The sequence below is a fragment of the Kitasatospora sp. NPDC003701 genome (assembly GCF_053587085.1).
In genome coordinates, this window is sequence record NZ_JBSFNM010000007.1 from 219,400 (window position 1) to 236,411 (window position 17,012).

General features: G+C 74.2%; 14 protein-coding genes. 5 read left to right on the plus strand and 9 right to left on the minus strand.

Features of this window, described 5'->3' with window-relative positions:
* Positions 1-228: 228 nt before the first annotated feature.
* Positions 229-1,476, plus strand: a complete 1,248-nt coding sequence (locus ACWDRR_RS09760; protein ID WP_449771646.1) for an alpha/beta hydrolase family protein — start codon at positions 229-231, stop codon at positions 1,474-1,476.
* Between the two features lie 85 nt (positions 1,477-1,561).
* On the opposite strand, the gene ACWDRR_RS09765 is transcribed toward ACWDRR_RS09760, so the two are convergent.
* From ACWDRR_RS09765 to ACWDRR_RS09780, 4 genes are all read right to left on the minus strand, one after another.
* Positions 1,562-2,047 (minus strand): MarR family transcriptional regulator, encoded by a 486-nt coding sequence (locus tag ACWDRR_RS09765; RefSeq protein WP_449771647.1) that lies wholly within the window; start codon positions 2,045-2,047, stop codon positions 1,562-1,564.
* Between the two features lie 131 nt (positions 2,048-2,178).
* On the minus strand, positions 2,179-3,408 hold the full coding sequence (locus tag ACWDRR_RS09770) for an MFS transporter (protein WP_449771648.1): 1,230 nt from the start codon (positions 3,406-3,408) through the stop codon (positions 2,179-2,181).
* A gap of 129 nt (positions 3,409-3,537) precedes the next feature.
* Complete coding sequence (locus ACWDRR_RS09775) at positions 3,538-4,011, minus strand: SgcJ/EcaC family oxidoreductase (protein WP_449771649.1); 474 nt, start codon at positions 4,009-4,011, stop codon at positions 3,538-3,540.
* Positions 4,012-4,013: 2 nt separating this feature from the next.
* Entirely contained in the window at positions 4,014-4,712 is a 699-nt protein-coding gene (locus ACWDRR_RS09780; RefSeq protein WP_449771650.1) for a hemerythrin domain-containing protein, read from the minus strand.
* A 358-nt stretch (positions 4,713-5,070) separates the two neighbouring features.
* Here ACWDRR_RS09780 and ACWDRR_RS09785 point away from each other — a divergent pair, with 358 nt between their 5' ends.
* Positions 5,071-5,982: a LysR family transcriptional regulator gene (locus ACWDRR_RS09785; protein WP_449771651.1), complete on the plus strand. Its 912-nt coding sequence runs from the start codon at positions 5,071-5,073 to the stop codon at positions 5,980-5,982.
* Between the two features lie 87 nt (positions 5,983-6,069).
* Here the strand turns inward: ACWDRR_RS09785 and ACWDRR_RS09790 are convergent, their stop codons facing one another.
* From ACWDRR_RS09790 to ACWDRR_RS09805, 4 genes are all read right to left on the minus strand, one after another.
* Positions 6,070-7,458 carry a hypothetical protein gene (locus tag ACWDRR_RS09790; RefSeq protein ID WP_449771652.1) on the minus strand — a complete coding sequence of 463 codons (1,389 nt, stop codon included), beginning with the start codon at positions 7,456-7,458 and terminating at the stop codon, positions 6,070-6,072.
* A gap of 2 nt (positions 7,459-7,460) precedes the next feature.
* The gene (locus tag ACWDRR_RS09795; RefSeq protein ID WP_449771653.1) at positions 7,461-8,549 is read right to left on the minus strand and encodes a ComEC/Rec2 family competence protein; all 1,089 of its coding nucleotides are present in this window, start codon (positions 8,547-8,549) and stop codon (positions 7,461-7,463) included.
* Positions 8,546-11,383, minus strand: coding sequence for a hypothetical protein (locus tag ACWDRR_RS09800; RefSeq protein WP_449771654.1), 2,838 nt, complete (start codon positions 11,381-11,383; stop codon positions 8,546-8,548). Before ACWDRR_RS09800 ends, ACWDRR_RS09795 begins: the two co-directional genes overlap by 4 nt.
* 247 nt (positions 11,384-11,630) lie before the next feature.
* Complete coding sequence (locus tag ACWDRR_RS09805; protein WP_449771655.1) at positions 11,631-12,128, minus strand: ArsR/SmtB family transcription factor; 498 nt, start codon at positions 12,126-12,128, stop codon at positions 11,631-11,633.
* A 94-nt stretch (positions 12,129-12,222) separates the two neighbouring features.
* Between ACWDRR_RS09805 and ACWDRR_RS09810 the strand changes: the two genes are divergently transcribed.
* Complete coding sequence (locus tag ACWDRR_RS09810; protein WP_449771656.1) at positions 12,223-13,545, plus strand: MFS transporter; 1,323 nt, start codon at positions 12,223-12,225, stop codon at positions 13,543-13,545.
* 328 nt (positions 13,546-13,873) lie between these two features.
* A complete protein-coding gene (locus ACWDRR_RS09815) occupies positions 13,874-14,683 on the plus strand; it encodes a hypothetical protein (protein WP_449771657.1) in 810 nt (269 codons plus the stop codon).
* Positions 14,684-14,970: 287 nt separating this feature from the next.
* On the opposite strand, the gene ACWDRR_RS09820 is transcribed toward ACWDRR_RS09815, so the two are convergent.
* The gene (locus ACWDRR_RS09820) at positions 14,971-15,378 is read right to left on the minus strand and encodes a hypothetical protein (RefSeq protein WP_449771658.1); all 408 of its coding nucleotides are present in this window, start codon (positions 15,376-15,378) and stop codon (positions 14,971-14,973) included.
* Between the two features lie 310 nt (positions 15,379-15,688).
* Between ACWDRR_RS09820 and ACWDRR_RS09825 the strand changes: the two genes are divergently transcribed.
* A complete protein-coding gene (locus ACWDRR_RS09825; RefSeq protein ID WP_449771659.1) occupies positions 15,689-16,936 on the plus strand; it encodes a hypothetical protein in 1,248 nt (415 codons plus the stop codon).
* The last annotated feature ends 76 nt before the right edge of the window (positions 16,937-17,012 follow it).

A 17,012-nucleotide genomic window follows, 5' to 3' on the forward strand; every position in this document is an offset into this window, starting at 1 on the left:
CGGGCGGCCAGGCGGGCGGCGGCTCCATCCGCGGATGTAAACCCCTGGGCGGAGGAGAACTGACGGATCATCCGGTGGTCGGATGTGACCCGAACGCGTCGCGTGACAGCGTGGCACCCAGTGCAGCACGGACCGGCCGGCCGGGCAGGCGGAGAGCACTCCGCGCCCGGTCGACGGTCCGATCGGGCCCGCCGGCCCGGTGCTGCCCGGACGATTCGGGGAGGGCCCATGACCATCATGCCGTTCGCAAGCCGCAAGGACCTGACGCGCCGTCGCCTGCTGGGTGCCGCGCTGGCGGCCGGGGCCGCCGTGCCGCTCGGCGCCGCCGCCCCCGCGTGGGCGTCGCCCGCCGCCCCCGGCCCCGTCGCTCCGGGCCCGGCCGCCCCCGGCCCCGGCCCCGGCCCCAGCCCCGTGCAGCTCACCCTGCCCGTGCCCACCGGACCGTACCCGGTGGGCACGGTGGAGCTGCACCTGGTCGACGCGTCGCGCCCGGACCCGGTGGCCGGTCCGGGGCACCACCGCGAGTTGATGGTCGGCGTCTGGTACCCCGCCCGGGACGTCGAGCGGTATCCGCGGGCACCGTGGATGCGCGCCGACGTGCTGCGGCCGTTCATGGCGGCCGCCGGACTCCCGGTCGACGCCGCGCTGGCGCCGCTCACCGCCGGCCACCAGGGCGCCCCGGTGCGGCGCACGGGCGGCCGGCTGCCCGTCGTCGTCTTCTCGCACGGCGCGCACAGCCACCGCGGCGACCACACCGTCATGGTCCAGGAACTCGCCAGCCACGGGTTCGTGGTGGTCGCGGTGGACCACACCTACGACGCCTTCACCGCGTTCCCCGACGGCCGGGTGCTCTCCCCGGACCGGGACCTCCCGATGACACCGGTGGACTTCGCCGCGGACCTCCGGTCCGTCCTCGACCGGGTCGAGGAGCTCGCCGCCGGGTGCAACCCCGACGCCGGGCACCGGGCGCTGCCGGCCGGCCTGCTCGGCGCCCTCGACCCGCACCGCATCGGCGCGTTCGGCTGGTCGAAGGGCGGCACGGCGGTCGCCCACCTCATGACCGGCGACCGGCGGGTCCGGGCCGGGCTGAGCCTCGACGGCCCGATGCAGCCGAGGCTCACCGCCGACCTGGACCGGCCGTTCCTGCTGATGACCGCGGAGTTCACCCGGGCGCAGCAGCCCGCCGTCGCCGAGTTCTGGTCCCGCCTGCGGGGGTGGCGCCTCGCCGTGCAGGCCGTGGGCGCGGTGCACAGCTCGTACGGCGACAACCAGGTGCTCTTCCCGCAGTTGGCGAAGGTGATCGGGATGAGCGACGAGGACCTCCGGGGCTGGATCGGCACGCTCGACCCGGCCCGGGCGGTGCGGATCCAGCAGGCGTACCCGCTCGCGTTCTTCGACCGGTTCCTGCGGCAGGGGCGGGGCCGGCTGCTCGACGGCCCGTCCGCGGACTTCCCCGAGGTGACGTACCTGCCGTGACGTCCCGGCCGTGACGCACCCGCTGTGACGCGGCGGACCGCGGCGCCACCCGGCACCGCGGCCCGCCCGTCCCGACCCGGTCCCCTCAGACCAGGTCGCTGCCGACGTTGCGCATCATCCGCCGCAGGACCCGCAGGGTGGTCGCGTAGTCGGCGTCGGAGACGCCCTCGTGGATCAGGTCGCGCCAGGCGGGCGCGTGGGTCTTGAGGCCGGCGCGGGCCGCGTCGCCGCTCTCGGTGATCCACAGCCGCCCGGCGCCGTCCTGGGTGACCCAGCCAAGCTCCAGCAGCGCCTGGGCCTCGTCGGCCGGATCGTCCTCCGGGCGCAGGTAGGACGTCATGGCATCGGTCAGCTCGGCCACGGTCATGCCGTGCCCGTCCGGCGAGATGTCGTGCTTCGACAGGTGCCGGAGCATCCAGTACTGGGGCTGGGTGAAGCCGAGTTCGGCCTGCCGGCGCCGGATGAACCCGATGATCTCCTCGTAGGCGACGCCGGTCCAGTACGCGACGGGCTGGGCCGCCAGCTCCTCCTGCGAGTACTCCTCGATCTCCACGGTGGTGCGCTCCTTCACTGGGGGTGGGAGTGTCCGGTCGAACGGCCGGAACGTCTCCGGTGCGACGGTCCGTCGTCGCAGGGCTTGTGCCGGCGAGGGCTTCGTGCCCATCGGCGGCGGATCCTGACGATCCATCAGGGAGTAGACGGTCATGCGAGCGTCCGGCGGACGTGCCAGACCGTCAGGGCGGTCAGCAGGGCGATCCCGGCGCCGGTCCAGAGCGCCGCCTCCAGGGTGGCCGCGTTGACGACGAGGCCGCCGAACAGGGCGCCGAGCGCGATCGCCAGGTTGAACACGGAGGTGTTGAGGGCCGTCGCGGCCTCGGTCTCGCCGGGGGCGGACCGCAGGATCCAGGTCTGGACGCTGACCGGGACGCCGCCGAAGGCCAGCCCCCAGCCGATCAGCAGCACCGTCCCGCCGACGGGCCCGGTGCCGATGAGCGGGAAGAGCGCCAGCACGGTCATGAGCAGCAGGGCGATGCCGATGACGACCGTGCGGATGTCACGCCCGGCGCTCGCTCCCGCAAGGAAGTTGCCGACGATGCCGGCGACCCCGAAGGCGAGCAGCAGCGGTCCGACCATGCCCGCGTCGATGCCGGCGACGTCCTGCAGGACGGGGCTGACGAAGGTGAAGGCCGCGAAGTGGCCGCCCACGAGCAGGAAGGTGGTCAGGACGCCGGCCCGGACGGCCCGGTTGCGGAACTGCGCGGCGAGCGTGCCCAGTCGGACGGGTTCGGCGGCTGGCAGGGCCGGCAGCAGGGCGAACAGGGCCACCACGACCAGCAGGCCCAGCCCGCCGACGGCGGCGAAAGCCGTCCGCCAGCTGCTGAACTCGCCGATCAGCGTCCCCGCCGGCACCCCCAGGACGTTGGCGGCGGTCGCGCCGCCGAAGGTGATGGCGGTGGCGCGGCCGACCTGGGCATCGGGCACCAGGCGTACCGCGATCCCGGCGGCGAGCGCCCAGAACCCGCCGATGCCGATCCCGACGAGAAAGCGCGCGGCGAGCAGCACGGCGAAGTTCGGTGCCAGGACGGCCAGCAGGTTGGCCGCGGCCATCAGGGCCAGCAGGCCGATCAGGACGGTACGGCGGTCGCGGCGCCCGATCGCCACGGGCAGCAGCGGCGCCGCGGCGGACGCGACCAGGCCCGGCACGGTCACCATCAGACCGGCCGTCCCCTCGGAGACGTCGAACGCGCCACCGATGGGGGTGAGCAGCCCCATCGGCAGCTGCTCGGCGGTCACCATGGAGAACGTGCCGACGGCGACGGCCACCAGGGCCAGCCATCGGCGCAGCGGTACGGAGTCTGAGTCGGGGCCGGGGTCGGGCGGTGGTGGTGGTGGGGCGAAGGTGGTCGGCCGGACGGGCTCGACGGTCGTCATGGGTGGCAGTCCTCGGGTGGTGGCGGGCAGGCGGACTCGGCCGGCCGGCCGCCGGTGGAAGGTGGAGGGTCGAAGGTGGGGGCGGACGAGGTGCGGCACGGTGCGACCGCGGGCTCGGGCCCGGTGGGTTCAGGCCAGCACCGGGGTGGTCTGCGCGCTGCTGATCAGCCAGGTCTGCCCGGCCGCCGCGTCGCCCGCCCCGGCTCGGGCGCCGTCCTCGTCGGCCTCCGACCGCCTGACGACGACGTAGGTCAGCCGCCCGGTCCGGGCGGGCAGTCGGCTGTCGGAACCGTCGCGCAGGTCCGCGTCCCGGTGGTCGAAGACGTGCTTCACGCAGGCCACGATCGCGACGTCGGCACCGAGGAAGCGGATGCCCTGGATCTCGGTCCTGGTGGCCACGCTCGCGAGGGGCGAGGCCAGCGCCTCCGCCATCACCCGGGCCAGCGTCGCCCGGTCGCCGACGTACCGGCCGCCGAAGTTCACGACGCTCGCGTCGGGGGTGTGGAGCGGGATGAAGCGCTCCGGGTCGCTCTGGTGTTCCTCGGCCTGCTCGACGAGCCGCCGGATGGCCGCGAGGTCGCTCTCTCGCCGGAGATCGTTCAACGTCAAGGTCCTGTTCTCTGGTCAATGTGCTGGGAATGGTGATGAGTCGGCGTCGGATCGGGCTCGTGCTCCCGGGTGCCCCACCGGTCGAGCGCGGCGTACGCGGGCCGCCACTGCTCCCGGTACGCCCGCCGGACCGGCTCGGGCAGCGGCGCCAGCAGCGCGGCGGCCGTCCGCTCGTCGGCGCCGTCCAGGAGCCACGGCAGCAGCCGGTCCGCCTCCGCCGCGATCCGCCGGGTGTGGACCTGCTGGAACCGCTCCCACTGCTGCGCCGTCACCACGGCCTGGACCAGCGGGAAGGTGCGCTCCTCCTCGTGGCGCAGGTGCCCGCCGATCCCCGTGACCAGCGCGTCGACGAGGTCGCCGAGCAGGACCGGCCCGGTGCTCGGTTCGGCGAGGGCCTCGTCCACGGCGCCGATCAGCGAACCGATCGCGGTGTGCTCGGCCTCCATCGCCTCCAGCAGGGCCAGGTCGTAGGGCCGGCCGGTAAGGGTGCGGCGCAGGACGGGCCAGAGCGCTTCGTCCTCGGCGCCGTGGTGCACGCGCAGGGCCGCCCGGAGGAGCTCCCAGCCGGCGCCGCCGCGCAGCACGCCCCGGAGGGTGTCGTCGCTGCGGGTGGTGACCGCGCCGAGCTGCCGCAGCTCCCGGCGCAGCGCGTCGTGCACCAGGTACATCGTTTCCATCGGGAGTCGGTCGCTCAAGGCCGTCGATCTCCTTGTGCCGGGCGCCGGTCAGGCGCCGGGCCGGGTCGGGACGCCGCGCGGCGGCGCGGTCGTTCCCGGGGCGGGGTGGTGCATCGGTGTCTGCATGATCGATTCCTTCGAAGAGTCGGCGGGCGCCGACGGTCTCGGCCGCCCGGCTCCGGCCGGCGGCCCCCGTCGCCCGCCGGCCGCCGTCGAAGCTCAACCGGGCGTCCGGGCAAGAGGGTTGGGGGGTGACCGTGAGGTCCGCCGGGGTGTCCTCCGGATGCTCCTACCTTCCACCCGCGCCGCTTCGCGATCAACGTAGACTTTGCGGGCTGATCAATAACCAGGGGGTTATTGCACGGGAGGGGTGGCCATGGAACTACGGGACATTGAGATCTTCCTGGCCCTCGCCGAGGAACTGCACTTCGGCCGGACCGCCGAGCGCCTGCACATCTCGCAGGCGCGGGTCAGCCAGGCGATCAAGAAGCAGGAACGGCGGATCGGCGCCGCCCTGTTCGACCGCACCAGCCGCAGCGTGGCCCTCACCCCGGTGGGCGAGGTCCTGCGGGTGGAGCTCCAGCAGGCCTACGACCTGATCAACGGCGGTCTGGCCCGGGCGACCGAGGCCGCGCTGGGCGTGCGGGGCACGCTCCGGCTGGGCGTCATGGGCGTGCTGGGCAGCGAGATGCGGCCCATGATCGACGTGTTCCGGGCCCGCTACCCCGACTGCGACGTCGACGTCGTCGAGTTCCACTTCAGCGACCCCTTCGCCCTGCTGCGCAGCGGCGGGACGGATCTGCAACTGCTCTGGCGGCCCGTGCACGAACCGGACCTCAGCGTCGGCCCGACCGTGCTGACCGAGGGCCGCGTCCTCGCGGTGGCGGCCGGGTCCGAGCTGGCCGGCCGGGAGTCCGTCTCGATGGAGGACCTCGGCGACCGGACCGTCCTCGACCCGGGCCCGCTGGTCCCGGACTACTGGTTCGAGGCCATGGTCCCCAAGTTCACCGGGGCCGGACGCCCCGTCACGCGCGGGCAGGCCGCGCGGACCTTCCACGAACTCCTCGCCCTCCTGGCCACCGGCCAGCTCGTCTGCCCGCTCAACGCCCATGTCCGCCGGTACTACACACCGCCCGGCATCACGTTCCTGCCGATCCACGACGCGCCCGTCACCGAGTGGGCGCTGGTCTGGCCCACCGCGGTCGACAACGCCCGGCTCCGCGCCTTCGTCCAGACCGCCACCGACGTCGGCTCCCGCCCGATCAGCGACCGCGTCGGCATCGGCTGAGGCGCCGGCCGGGGCGCCGGGTGGGGCGTCGGCTGGGGCGTCGGGCTCCCCGCCCCGGGGCGGACCCGGCGGCACCGTCGTCCCGCGTCAGGCCCCGTCGCGGCGCCCGACGAGGTCGGCGAAGTACCGGCGGTCCCGCAGCTCCGGGGGCAGCGGGTGGCCGAGCAGGACGTGCAGATTGCACGCGGTGAGGGTGTAGGCGTGGAACAGCAGGTCCGTGGTCGTGTCGGCGCCCAGCTTGCGCAGCACGGTCCTGGTGCCGCTGCTGCGGCGCGCCCGCTCCTGCCAGTCGGCCCGGTGCTGCGGGTCGTCGCCGAGCACGTCGAGGACCTCCTTCGCACGGGCGGCGCGGTCCGGCCACCGCTCCCCGGCCCCGGCGTACGCGTCGGCCACCCGGTAGGGGGACTGCGCGATGTGGACCAGCGCGCTCACCGGGGTGCCGACCGGTGCGGGGCGTTCCGACCACCGCACCAGGGTGTTGCGCCGGTGGCTGGTGGTCACGTCGTACATCACGCTCTTGATGCGCAGCAGCGCGGCCACCTCGCCGGCCGGCGGGAACCACGACGGGGGCAGCGGGCGCCAGGTCATCCCGGCCGAGGCGTTGACCACGACGATCTCGTCGACCTCGTACTGCGCGGGCGGCCGGTCGGCGCGTCTGGCCCGGTCCGCCAGCGCGGTGAGCCACTGGTCGGCCATGTTGTCGTAGACCCCGCCGTCCGTGAGCACCAGCTCGGTGGCGGTGGACGCGGGATCGGTGCCGGCCGGGGCGGCGGCGGCCCCCCGCCCGGTGGGCAGGCGTCGGACGGCGAAGGCGCCCGGCAGGCAGGCCGAGACCTGCACCGCGGTGGACAGCGGAAGGTCTCCCGGCTCGGCGGTGCCGAACCGGTACCCGTAGGTGAAGGCGGGCGAGAGGTAGAAGTGGTCGCCGCTCTGCAGCTCGGTGGCGCAGAAGACGTGGTCGACCGGGCGCCGCACGTCGCGCAGCGGCGTGGCGACGCCGCCCCGGTTGAACAGCTCACGGGCCAGGGCCTTGTCCACCACGATGCTGCGCCGTTCGAAGACCACCAGCGCACCGGCCCACAGCGGCAGGGCCGCCACCAGCAGGACACCGGAGAGGACGCGGATCCCGTCGACCGCGGTGGCGGCCGCCCCCGCGAGCGTGACCGCGACGGCCAGGCCGGTGAGCGCGAACAGCGAGCGCACGTACGCGTTGGTGGACGGGCCCCAGAAGAACAGGCCGGTGTGGGCGCAGTGGCGGATCAGCGGGCGGACGCGGGCGGCGAACTCCGGCCCGGGGCTGTCGCGGTAGTCGGTCTCCTGGGCGACCACGCCGTTCGCGACCGAGCCGCCGGAGACCGAGGAGATCGCCACCACCTCCCGGTTCCGGCCGGTGTCGGCCAGGTAGATCAGGGCGCCGATGCCCCACATGGTGGCGCGGTAGCCACCGCCGGAGAGTGCCACACCGATCTTCGCCATGGTCAGACCTCCACGGTCGTGCCCGCGTCGGGGCGGGCCGGGTAGACGGTGGTGTAGCCGAGCGTCCGCTGCTGCTCGGGGCCGGCCCAGGGCTCCGTCGTGTCGCTGAGGTAGTTGAACACCAGCTCGGGCGGCCCGGTCGTGCGGTCCGCCGCGCCGATCATGCGCAGCACGGCAGCCTTGTCCGGGTGCTTGAACTTGTCGCCGTTCGTGGAGATCAGGAAGCGGCGGGTGGTGAGCAGGGCCAGCAGCTCGTCCGTGGTGTTGGCGGCGCTGCCGTGGTGGGGCACCTTGAGGGCGTCCACCGCCAGCCGGTCCGCACCGCGCTCGGTCAGGAGCCGGGCCAGGCCGCGCGCGAGGACGTCGCCGTGGCCGTCACCGGTGAGCAGGACGCGGTGCTCGCCGAGCTCCAGCAGGAACGCGATGCTCGATCCGTTCGGCACCGAGCCGTCCACCCGCTCGCCGCCGAGGAGGTCGTCGGCGAGGCCGCGCAGGTCCTTGCGCCGGGCCAGCCGTTCCAGGGCCTCCTGGGGGCGCCCGGGGGTCACCCCGAGGCCCTTGAGCACCTTGGCCCATTCCTTGCGCAGGGCGGCCAGTTCCCCGCCGCCGGGGGAGACCACGGTGGCCCGGGCGCCGCCCGGCAGTTCGGTCGAGGGCAGCCGTCCCCGGTCCGCGACCCGGACGGCGGGCGCGTCCTGCCGGACGGTGCGGAAGGCGGTGTTCCAGGCGAGGCGCTGGCTGCCGATCAGCGCCTGGAGCATCTCGCCCTGGTCCGCGCCGAGCAGGTCGGCGTCCTGGGTGAGCTGCGGCCAGCCGTTGAACCAGACGTCGCCGATCGAGAGCCCGAGCCGGCCGCGGTCCTGGAGGAGCCGCACGACGCCCTCGATGTGGTCGGCGTCCACGTGCGTCACCACCAGCACGTCCAGGCGCCGGTCCGGCTCGGGCAGCGCCTTCACGCGCTCGAAGACGGCCCGGTAGGTGGTGTTCGGCCCGCCGTCGACGAGCATCCGGTGGACCTCGCCGCCCGGGCCGGGCCACTCGATCCACAGCGCGTCGCCGTGCGCGGCGGGCAGCATCTCCACGGTGATCACGGTGCACCTCCGGCAGGGGTTCCGACTGCGGGGCGCTCCGCCGCGGGGCCTTCGCCCGCAGGGCCTTCGCCCGCGGGGCTCTCGACGAGCCAGCGGGCGTCGCCGAAGGCCACGATCGACATGGCGAGCGTGAACCCCAGGGCGAGCAGCCGCCGGCGGATGTCCCGCACCAGCACGCCGATGCTCTTTCCGTCGCTCGCCCGGTCGGCGAGCATGGTCGCGGCGATGGTCGCCATGACGGCGGCCTGCCGGCCCAGCGTCGGCACGAGCGTCCCCACCACGACGGGCGCGCTCTCCTGGAGGAACTTCGCCGCGACGTTTTGCCAGCTCACCTCGGCCTGCGCCATGGTGCAGCCGAGCAGCATGACCACCGGGCCGGTGCCGTCGGCGCGCCGGTCGGACAGGACGTACCGGCGGTCGATCAGGACGGCGGCGAGCCTGCTCGGCCGGTTCGTCTTGCCGATCTCCAGCACGACGGTGCTGCCCTCGTCGCTCGCGTGGTGCGGAAGGGCCACCAGCAGGGGCGGGCCCTGTGTTCGGACCACCCGCCGCCAGGCCTGCCAGCTGGCGGCCGTGTGCAGTCCGTCCGCGCCGAACGAGGTGCGCAGCGCCACCGCCGTGGCCGCGCGGTCCTGCGCCCGGACCTTGTCGCTCGCCGCGAAGAGCACGCTGTCGACCGGCCGCAGCGCCCGGCCGCCCTCGGTCGCGTCCGGTTCGACGACCGTCCCGGTGAGCCGGTCCCGCTCCACCCGTCGCTCGATCTCCATGCGCAGACCCCAGAACCCGAGCGGGCAGATCGTCCGGCGACCGGTGCCGCCCGCCCGCTCGGCGCGGCGGCAGGAGCACGTGCCGGTTTCGAGGGCCTCGCGCCAGCCGGCGCAGAGCGTGGCGCCGTCCCGCGGGTAGCCGTGGTCGTAGACGAACTCCACCGGCCACAGCTCGGCCGCCTCGGCCGAGACCACCTGGAGGAAGGAGACGTCCTTCAGACCGCCCACGCCCAGCCGCTCCAACTGGTCGAACAGGGTGCTGCCCTGCTGGGCGAGGCCGCGCAGCAGGGCGTCCGGCGGAGGGAGGTCCGTCTCCGGTGCGTCGAGCTGGCGGGCGAGGTCGTCGGTCAGGAGTTGCTGGATCAGGGCCCTGAACCTGTCGAGGTCGGCGAGCCGTACGGGGGTGCTCCGCCCGTCCAGACGGATGTCGGCCACTTCGTCACTCTCGATGCGGATGACCGCCCGGCGGTCGCCGGCGGCCGGGGGCGTGGTGTCGGTGGCGGGGGTGTCGGTGGGCGGGGTGTCGGTGGGCGGGGTGTCGGTGGGCGGTGTGACGGCGGGCGTGGTGTCGGTGGTGTCGGCGGTGGCAGTGGTGTCGGTGAGGGAGCTGAACACCTCGCCGTGCACGACGATCACCTGCCCGGCGACGGCCCGGTCGGCCGCACCGACCGGGCCGACCAGCTCCAGCCGCTGCAACAGCCGGTCCCGGTGGTAGACGCGGGCGCCGCAGCGGATCTCCCGCTCGTCCGGCCCCACCGCGACCGGGAACACGGCCTCGCTGGACGCGCCCCGGTCCGGCAGGACGACGGTCCTGGACACGTGGCGGCTCGCGGCGCTCCGGTCCTCGTAGAACTCGACCACGAGGCGCGCCCCGGCGCCCCGGAACGCGAGGTTCTCCTCGGGGAACTCCTCCGGTGCCGCGTGCCATTCCGGACTGCCCGGTCCGACGCGGAGGTGGATGTCGTGGACGGCGTCGGCAAGGAACGCGTACCGGCGGGGCTCGCCCGTCGCCCGCACGGCGACGAGCGCCTGGAGGTACCGGGCGTCGGGCCGCCCGGTCGCCGGCCCGGCCCGGTGGATCTCCCGCAGGACGGGGGCGGCGGCGCGCTTGAGCCGGTTTCCGAGGCGCCGGGCGCCGCTGCCCCGCGCGGCGGGACCGGTCGTTTCCCGGTCCGTCGGCGCGGGCGATGACCCCCCGCCGATGTGGCGGTAGGCCTCGTCGCTCGATCCGCTGATATTGAACATCTCGGGCGCGTACTGGACGGCGTCGGACACCGCCCGGCGCTCGACCAGTTCGGTGTGGGCCACCGTCAGCCGGGAGCCCGCGCGCGCCGCCGCCTCGTCCAGGGGGAGGTCGTCGGACAGCGCGCGGACGAGCCGGTCGAGCCAGTCGGCGGGGTCGGTCGCGGAGAGGTCGGCGACGATCCAGCCGGAGGCGCCCAGCGCGCGCACCGCGGCGTCGAGCCGGGCCGGTTCGCGCCCGTCGGGAGGTCGCCGGACGCACCACAGCAGACAGGTCGCACGGAGACCGCCGCCGTGCTCCAGCGGGGCGAGGTCGTCGGGGTCGAGCACCACCAGGAGGTCGCAGTCCCCGCGCCGTTCACCGAAGGTGTCCGTGTCGACGAGCGGTGCGGTCCTCCGGTCGGGCCACAGCCCGTCGAGGAGTCGCCGGGCGTCGGCCGTCACACCGTCGACCCGCAGGGGTCGGTGCCAGAGGGGTTCCGGCGCCAGGGTCTGGTCCGCGACGAACACCGAGCCGACAGCCGGGTGCAGGGCGCCTAACCGCGTCACCAGCGCGAACCGGTGGGTGGGCGGCACGTCGTGCAGGGCGAGTCGGACGGGGGCGGCGCCGTCGACGGCACCGTGCCAGACGAGGGCCAGTTCCTCCTGCAGCTCGACGTCCCCGACGACCCGGTCGCCGGCCTCGCGGGACAGCTGCCACGTCCACGGCTGCTCCTGCGGCAGCGCTCGCAGGGTGCTCGTCGGAGCCGTGTCCGCCCGAGCCACCAGACCCGCGGCGGCCAGGGCCTCCGGGGCGATGGAGAGGATGTGGCGCAGCTCAGCCATGGGAGACCTCGTCACCGGCTCCGGGGGGAGACCACCCGCGACTCAGGTCGGTCTCCCGACCTCTCCACTCTGCCACAGATCGGGGGGTCGGCGCGGGGTGCCGACCACCGGCAAGGACTGAGGTGTCAATCGTTGAACCGTCGATTTCGCGCCTGTTCGGGGGCGGGTCCGATCGTCGGAGCCGGTCCGGATCGTCAGGGCCGGTCCAAGTCAGGGCCGGTTCGGGTCAGGGCCGGTTCGGTCCGGATCAGGGCCGGTTCGGATCGGGGTGCAGCACCATGAAGAGCGACCAGGCGGGTGCGGTCGGGTCGTCCGGGCGGGCGGCGAACTCCTCGACCAGGGCGCGGAGCCGGGTCCGGAACTCGTCCATCTCGGCCGGCGGCAGGCGCAGTCCGAGCCGGGTGCTGTCGACCTCGGCCGCGGGGACCAGCGCCAGCTCCTCCAGGAACGCGTCGAGCATCGACCGGTCCTGTGCGGCCGCATCGAGCCGCCAGGACTTCCGCGTCGCCCGATAGGGGATCTCCCGTGCGCCGCGCGCGCCGCGTCGCTCCTCCTGGGCCTCCAGGAAACCGGTGCGCACCAGCGTCCTGGTGTGGTGCAGCACGCTGCCGGGGTCGCAGCCGAGGATCGCCGCGATCTCCTTGTTGGTGTGCGCCTCACCGAGGCAGATGCGCAGGATGCGGAGGCGGAGCGCGGAGGCGAGCGCCTTCGCCTCCGCGTCGGTCGCCGGCCGGCGTTCGGTCATGGTCTGCAGCCTACTGAAAGGCCGGGGGCGCAAGCGGAAGGGTCGGGAGCATAAGTGATTGACAAAACCCAATCACTCTTCCACGGTAGCTCCCATGACTGCTCCCGATCCCTCGCCCGACCGGCCGGCCCACCGCGGTGGACTGTGGCGAAACGCCGACTTCCGTCGACTGTGGGTCGGTGAGACGATCAGTCAGTTCGGCACCACGGTGAGTCAGTTGGCCCTCCCGCTCGTCGCCATCCTGGCGCTGCACGCCGACACCTGGCAGGTCGGGGTGCTGACGGCGTGCGAGACCGCGGCGTTCCTGGTGGTGGGTCTGCCGGCCGGTGCGTGGGTCGAGCGGATGCGCCTGCGCCGGGTGCTGATCGTCAACGACCTGGTCCGGGCCGCGCTGCTGGCCTGGGTCCCGGTGGCACAACTCCTCGGGGTGCTGACGATCGAGCAGCTGTACGTGATCGCACTCGCCATCGGGGTGAGCACGGTCTTCTTCGACGTGGCCTACCAGTCCTACCTGCCCGAGCTGATCGACCGGGAGCAGCTGGTCGAGGGCAACGCGCGGCTCCAGGCCAGCGAGTCGGTCAGCCACATCGCGGGCCCGAGCCTCGGCGGCGCGCTGGTCCAGGCCCTCACCGCGCCCTACGCGGTGCTCGTCGACGCGGTGAGCTTCCTGTGGTCGGCCGCATGGGTGGCGCGGATCGAGGCCCGGCCGCCGCGCCCCGAGCGCAGCCCCGACCGCAACCTGCTCCGGGAGATCCGCGACGGTCTGCGGTTCGTGCTCGGCAACCGGATACTCCGCGCCATCGTCCTGTGCACCGGCTCGGCCAACCTCTTCGGTTCGGTGATCTCCGCCGTCTTCTACGTGCTGCTCGCCCGCCAACTGCGGCTCTCGCCGGGCGTCATCGGCCTGCTCACCTCGACCGCGGCGGTCGGCGGCCTGATCGGCGCGCTGGTGGCCGGACGGTTCGCGGCGAAGGTCGGCCAGGGCCCGGCCATCTGGATCGCGAGCTCGGTCGCCGGCCCCTGCGCGCTGGTCACCCCGTTCGTCCAGCGCGACTGGACGGTGGGGCTGCTCGCGGTCGCGCAGGTCGCCATGTGGATGGGCATCGTGGTCTACAACATCAACCAGGTCAGCTTCCGGCAGGCGCTGTGCCCGCCCGGGCTGCTCGGCCGGATGAACGCGACCATGCGGTTCCTGGTCTGGGGCACGATGCCCGTCGGTGCGCTGCTCGGCGGCCTGCTCGGCTCGACGATCGGCGTCCGCGCCACTCTGCTGGCCGGGGCGGTCGGCCAGTCGCTCACCTTCCTGCCGGTCTTCCTGTCGCCGCTGCGCCGGATGCGCGAACTGCCCTCCTACGCCGAGCCGGCGGCGGCGGAGGGGGAGCCCGTTGTCGGCCCGCCGGTGCCGATCGAGCGCTGACGACGGGGCGCGCACGTGGTCGTCCCCGCGTCGCGTCCGTCCCGTCGGGGTCAGACCCGGTTCGCTCAGGCGGGGAGCCAGGACGGCCACCACGGCGGCACCCCGCAGGAACGCCGGCCCCCGAACCCCGGGTGCCCGCCCGGACCTTGCCTCGACAGGGATGCTCATGCCCCTCCGGACGCACGGGCCCCGGTGCCGGTTCTGCACCACCGGGGCCCGGGCGCGAGCCCCCCTCCCACCAGTACGCGTCGGGCTCTCGGCGGCGGCCGGTCCGACCTGGACGGTAAGGTCCTGCCAGCACCTGCACCACGACGAACCGAGAGGCGACATGGCCGACTTCGACACCGCTGAGGCCGTCCTGCTGCTGCGGCGGCTCGCCGAGGACTCCTCGGGGCTGATCACCCTCGACCCCGGCATCGACGACGACGTGCTGGACGGCTGGCCGGTCCCGGTGCCCGAGGCGATCCGCGTGCTGCTCCGGGCCGTCGCGGGCGTGCGGATCACCGTCGCGCGCTCCGAGGTGAACGGCCACACCTCGTACGAGCACCTCGACTTCGTGCACCCGTACAACGAGGGCCGCTACCACGGTCACGACACGAGCTGGTACCTGGACCACGTCGGCGGCGCCGGGAGCCACTGGTTCGTCCACACCGACCACGGCGACGGTCACACCTACGTGGACGTGGACCGGGACACCGGCGGTTGGGGTCCGGTCTTCCGGTTCTGGGACGACACCGACACCGTCCGCGTCGCGCCGTCCCTGCCGGTCTGGCTCCAGGAGTTCGCGGACTGCGCGCGCCGGGCCCTCGTCGAGACCGGAACGCTGACCACGGCCACGGGCGGAACCGCGCCAGGCGCCGCCGCGATCCGGGCCTTCGGCAGCAGCTTCGCCGAGCACTGGACGGCCCTGGACGCGAAGCCCGCCGCCGTGCGGCCGGTCACCGTGCCCGAGGCCCGCTCGGCCACCGATCCGGTCCTGCGGGCGGCGGCCGCCGACCTGCCCGACGACGCACTGCTCGCCGACCTCCGCCCGGTCACCGGCCCGGCCCGGGTCCACTTCCCCTTCCCCGTCAGCTGCCAGTACGCCCGCCGCCACGGCGGCACGGTACTCATCGCCACCCCCTGGGACGGCGAATAGCCACCCGCGCGAGCGCCGCCGCCGTCGCGCAGACGCCCCTGCAAACGGACCAGGGCCCCCGGATGCCCGTGAAACGGCCTGTGCGCCGGGGTCGGTTGCCCGGTCGAATCGTCAACTCGATGAGTCGCGGGCTGTCCACGTCGTGCGGCGGCGCCCAGCAACGTTTCTGGGTGCATCGGCTCCTTCTGGTTCCTCCGCAGCACCGGGGCCGGCCCGGTGCGAGTCGACCCCTGGCGGGATCATGTGGCCATCGGTCCGTCCAGCGGTTGCCCAGCCGTGGGTGGGCCTCAACGGCGCTCGGCGAGCCACAGGGCGAGCCGGCTTGCGAGCCTGTTGGGGGAGGGGTCGGGCGGTCCCGCCAGAGGGACACTGCGGGAGTGGTACTGGAAGAAGAAGTTCAGGTCTCCGTCGGGACCGGCGAGGGAGGCCAGGGGGAGCAGGGGGTCGGCGCCGGCCATGAAACGAGGGCTTGCCCACTCCGGCGAGATCTCGGCGATCGGGGACCCCTCGGCGTGGTTCCAGCCACGGAACATCACCCAGCGGGCGCCGCGCATGCGGAGCGGGTAGTTGGCCACCTGGGTCACGAAATCACCCAGGGTGGTGGCGCCGTCGACGGTAGCGTCCTGCTGGTGCGGTGCGTCGCAGTCGTCCGCCATGCACACGCTGTCGCGTGTCAGGACTACTTTCACTGTCATGCTCGGCACGGTAGCCCCGGGGCCTAGTTGTCGTCAATGTGACGTTAACTGCTGGCTGGAACGGCCGCTCGGATACAGCCACCTGGCCAAGCTCAACGCGGCCCGCCCCGACACCGTCCACGCCGTCGACATCCGGCGCCGGCGGAGAAGCGGGCCACCGTCGACCCCGGTGCCGTCGACGACGGGCCCCGGTGGGCGCGGCGCGGATGTGTAACAGATCGTCAGGTTCGGTGCCTCTCTTCTGCGGGGGCGCGATCACGCCGATGGCCCCCGCGATGCGACACCGACCGAGGAATCCGGGGATCGACACATGAGGCGAGTACGACACTGGGCCGTGGCCGCACTGGCGGCTTCCGTGCTGACGGCGGCGACGGCCACCGGGGCCACCACGGCCGCGGCGGCCGGGGCGCCGGAAGCCGACGGTGTGCAGGTGGACGGCGCGCGGGCGGCGGGGGCGCGCTTCACGCCGGCGAAGCTGCCGCTGGAGGGCGCGGTGCTCAGCTCCGGTGCGCAGCTCGACGCCCGCACCACCTGGGCGGCCGGCTTCCGGATCACCGAGGCCGGCCAGGGACTGCGGTTCGCCCCGGTGGTCGCGCAGCGGGTGGGAGGGGACGGTGCCTGGCGTGAACTCCCGGCCCCCGCTACCGACTTCAACGGCCGGGCGACGGCGGTGGCGGGCAGTTCGCCGCGCGACGCCTGGCTCGTGGGCGATCTCGATCCGCGCACCGGCCGGATCCTCGCCCAGCACTGGGACGGCACGGCGTGGACCAGCACCACCGTCGAGGCGCCGCCCGGCGAGGTCGGCTCCCTCTATCTGCTCGGCGCCTCCGCACCGCGCCCGGGCCGGGCCTGGGCGGTCGGTGGTGCGGCGGTCGTCACCGCCCGGACCCCGGGCCCCGTCCCCGGGAGCGACTCGGTGGAGCAGCGGACCACCGGACTGATCGAACGTTGGGACGGTACCGCCTGGCACCGGCTCGCCGTTCCCGAGATCGACGGGGACTGGTGGCTCAGCTCCGTCACCGAGATCGCGCCGGACGACGTCTGGGCGGTCGGAAACACCGCCTACCCCGACGACCGGCCCGTCCTCCTGCACTACGACGGCCGGGACTGGACCAGGGTCACCGCCCCCGCCTTCAGCGGGCTCTACGGCGAGTACCAGAGCGTCGCGGCCGACGGGCCCGACGACGTATGGGTGGTGGGCCGGGCCGTCCTCACCGACAAGGACCGCGGCCACCCGCTGGTCGCCCACTACGACGGCCGCTCCTGGAGCACGGTGGCCGCCCCGGAGGGCGTGGCCGGCAAGCTGTGGTCGGTCACCGCCGTCCCGGGCGGCATGGCCGCCGTCGGCTGGGAGGCGAGCGACGGGCCGGACCGGCCGCTCGGCCTGCGCTTCACCCACGGCCGCTGGGAGGCGCTCGACCTCTCCGTGCCCGGCTACGCCGACCTGTCCTACCAGGCGGTGGTGGCCGGGCCGGGCGGCCGGTTGACCGCCGTGGGCGCCGGCATCACCCCGAAGTCGTCGACCTACCAGCCGATGGTGCTCACCGGCCGCAGGTGACGCCCGCCCATGCAGAACGCTCGGCCGGGAAACCCCGGCCGAGCGCCTGCATGAACTGCTCGCGGCCCGAACAACC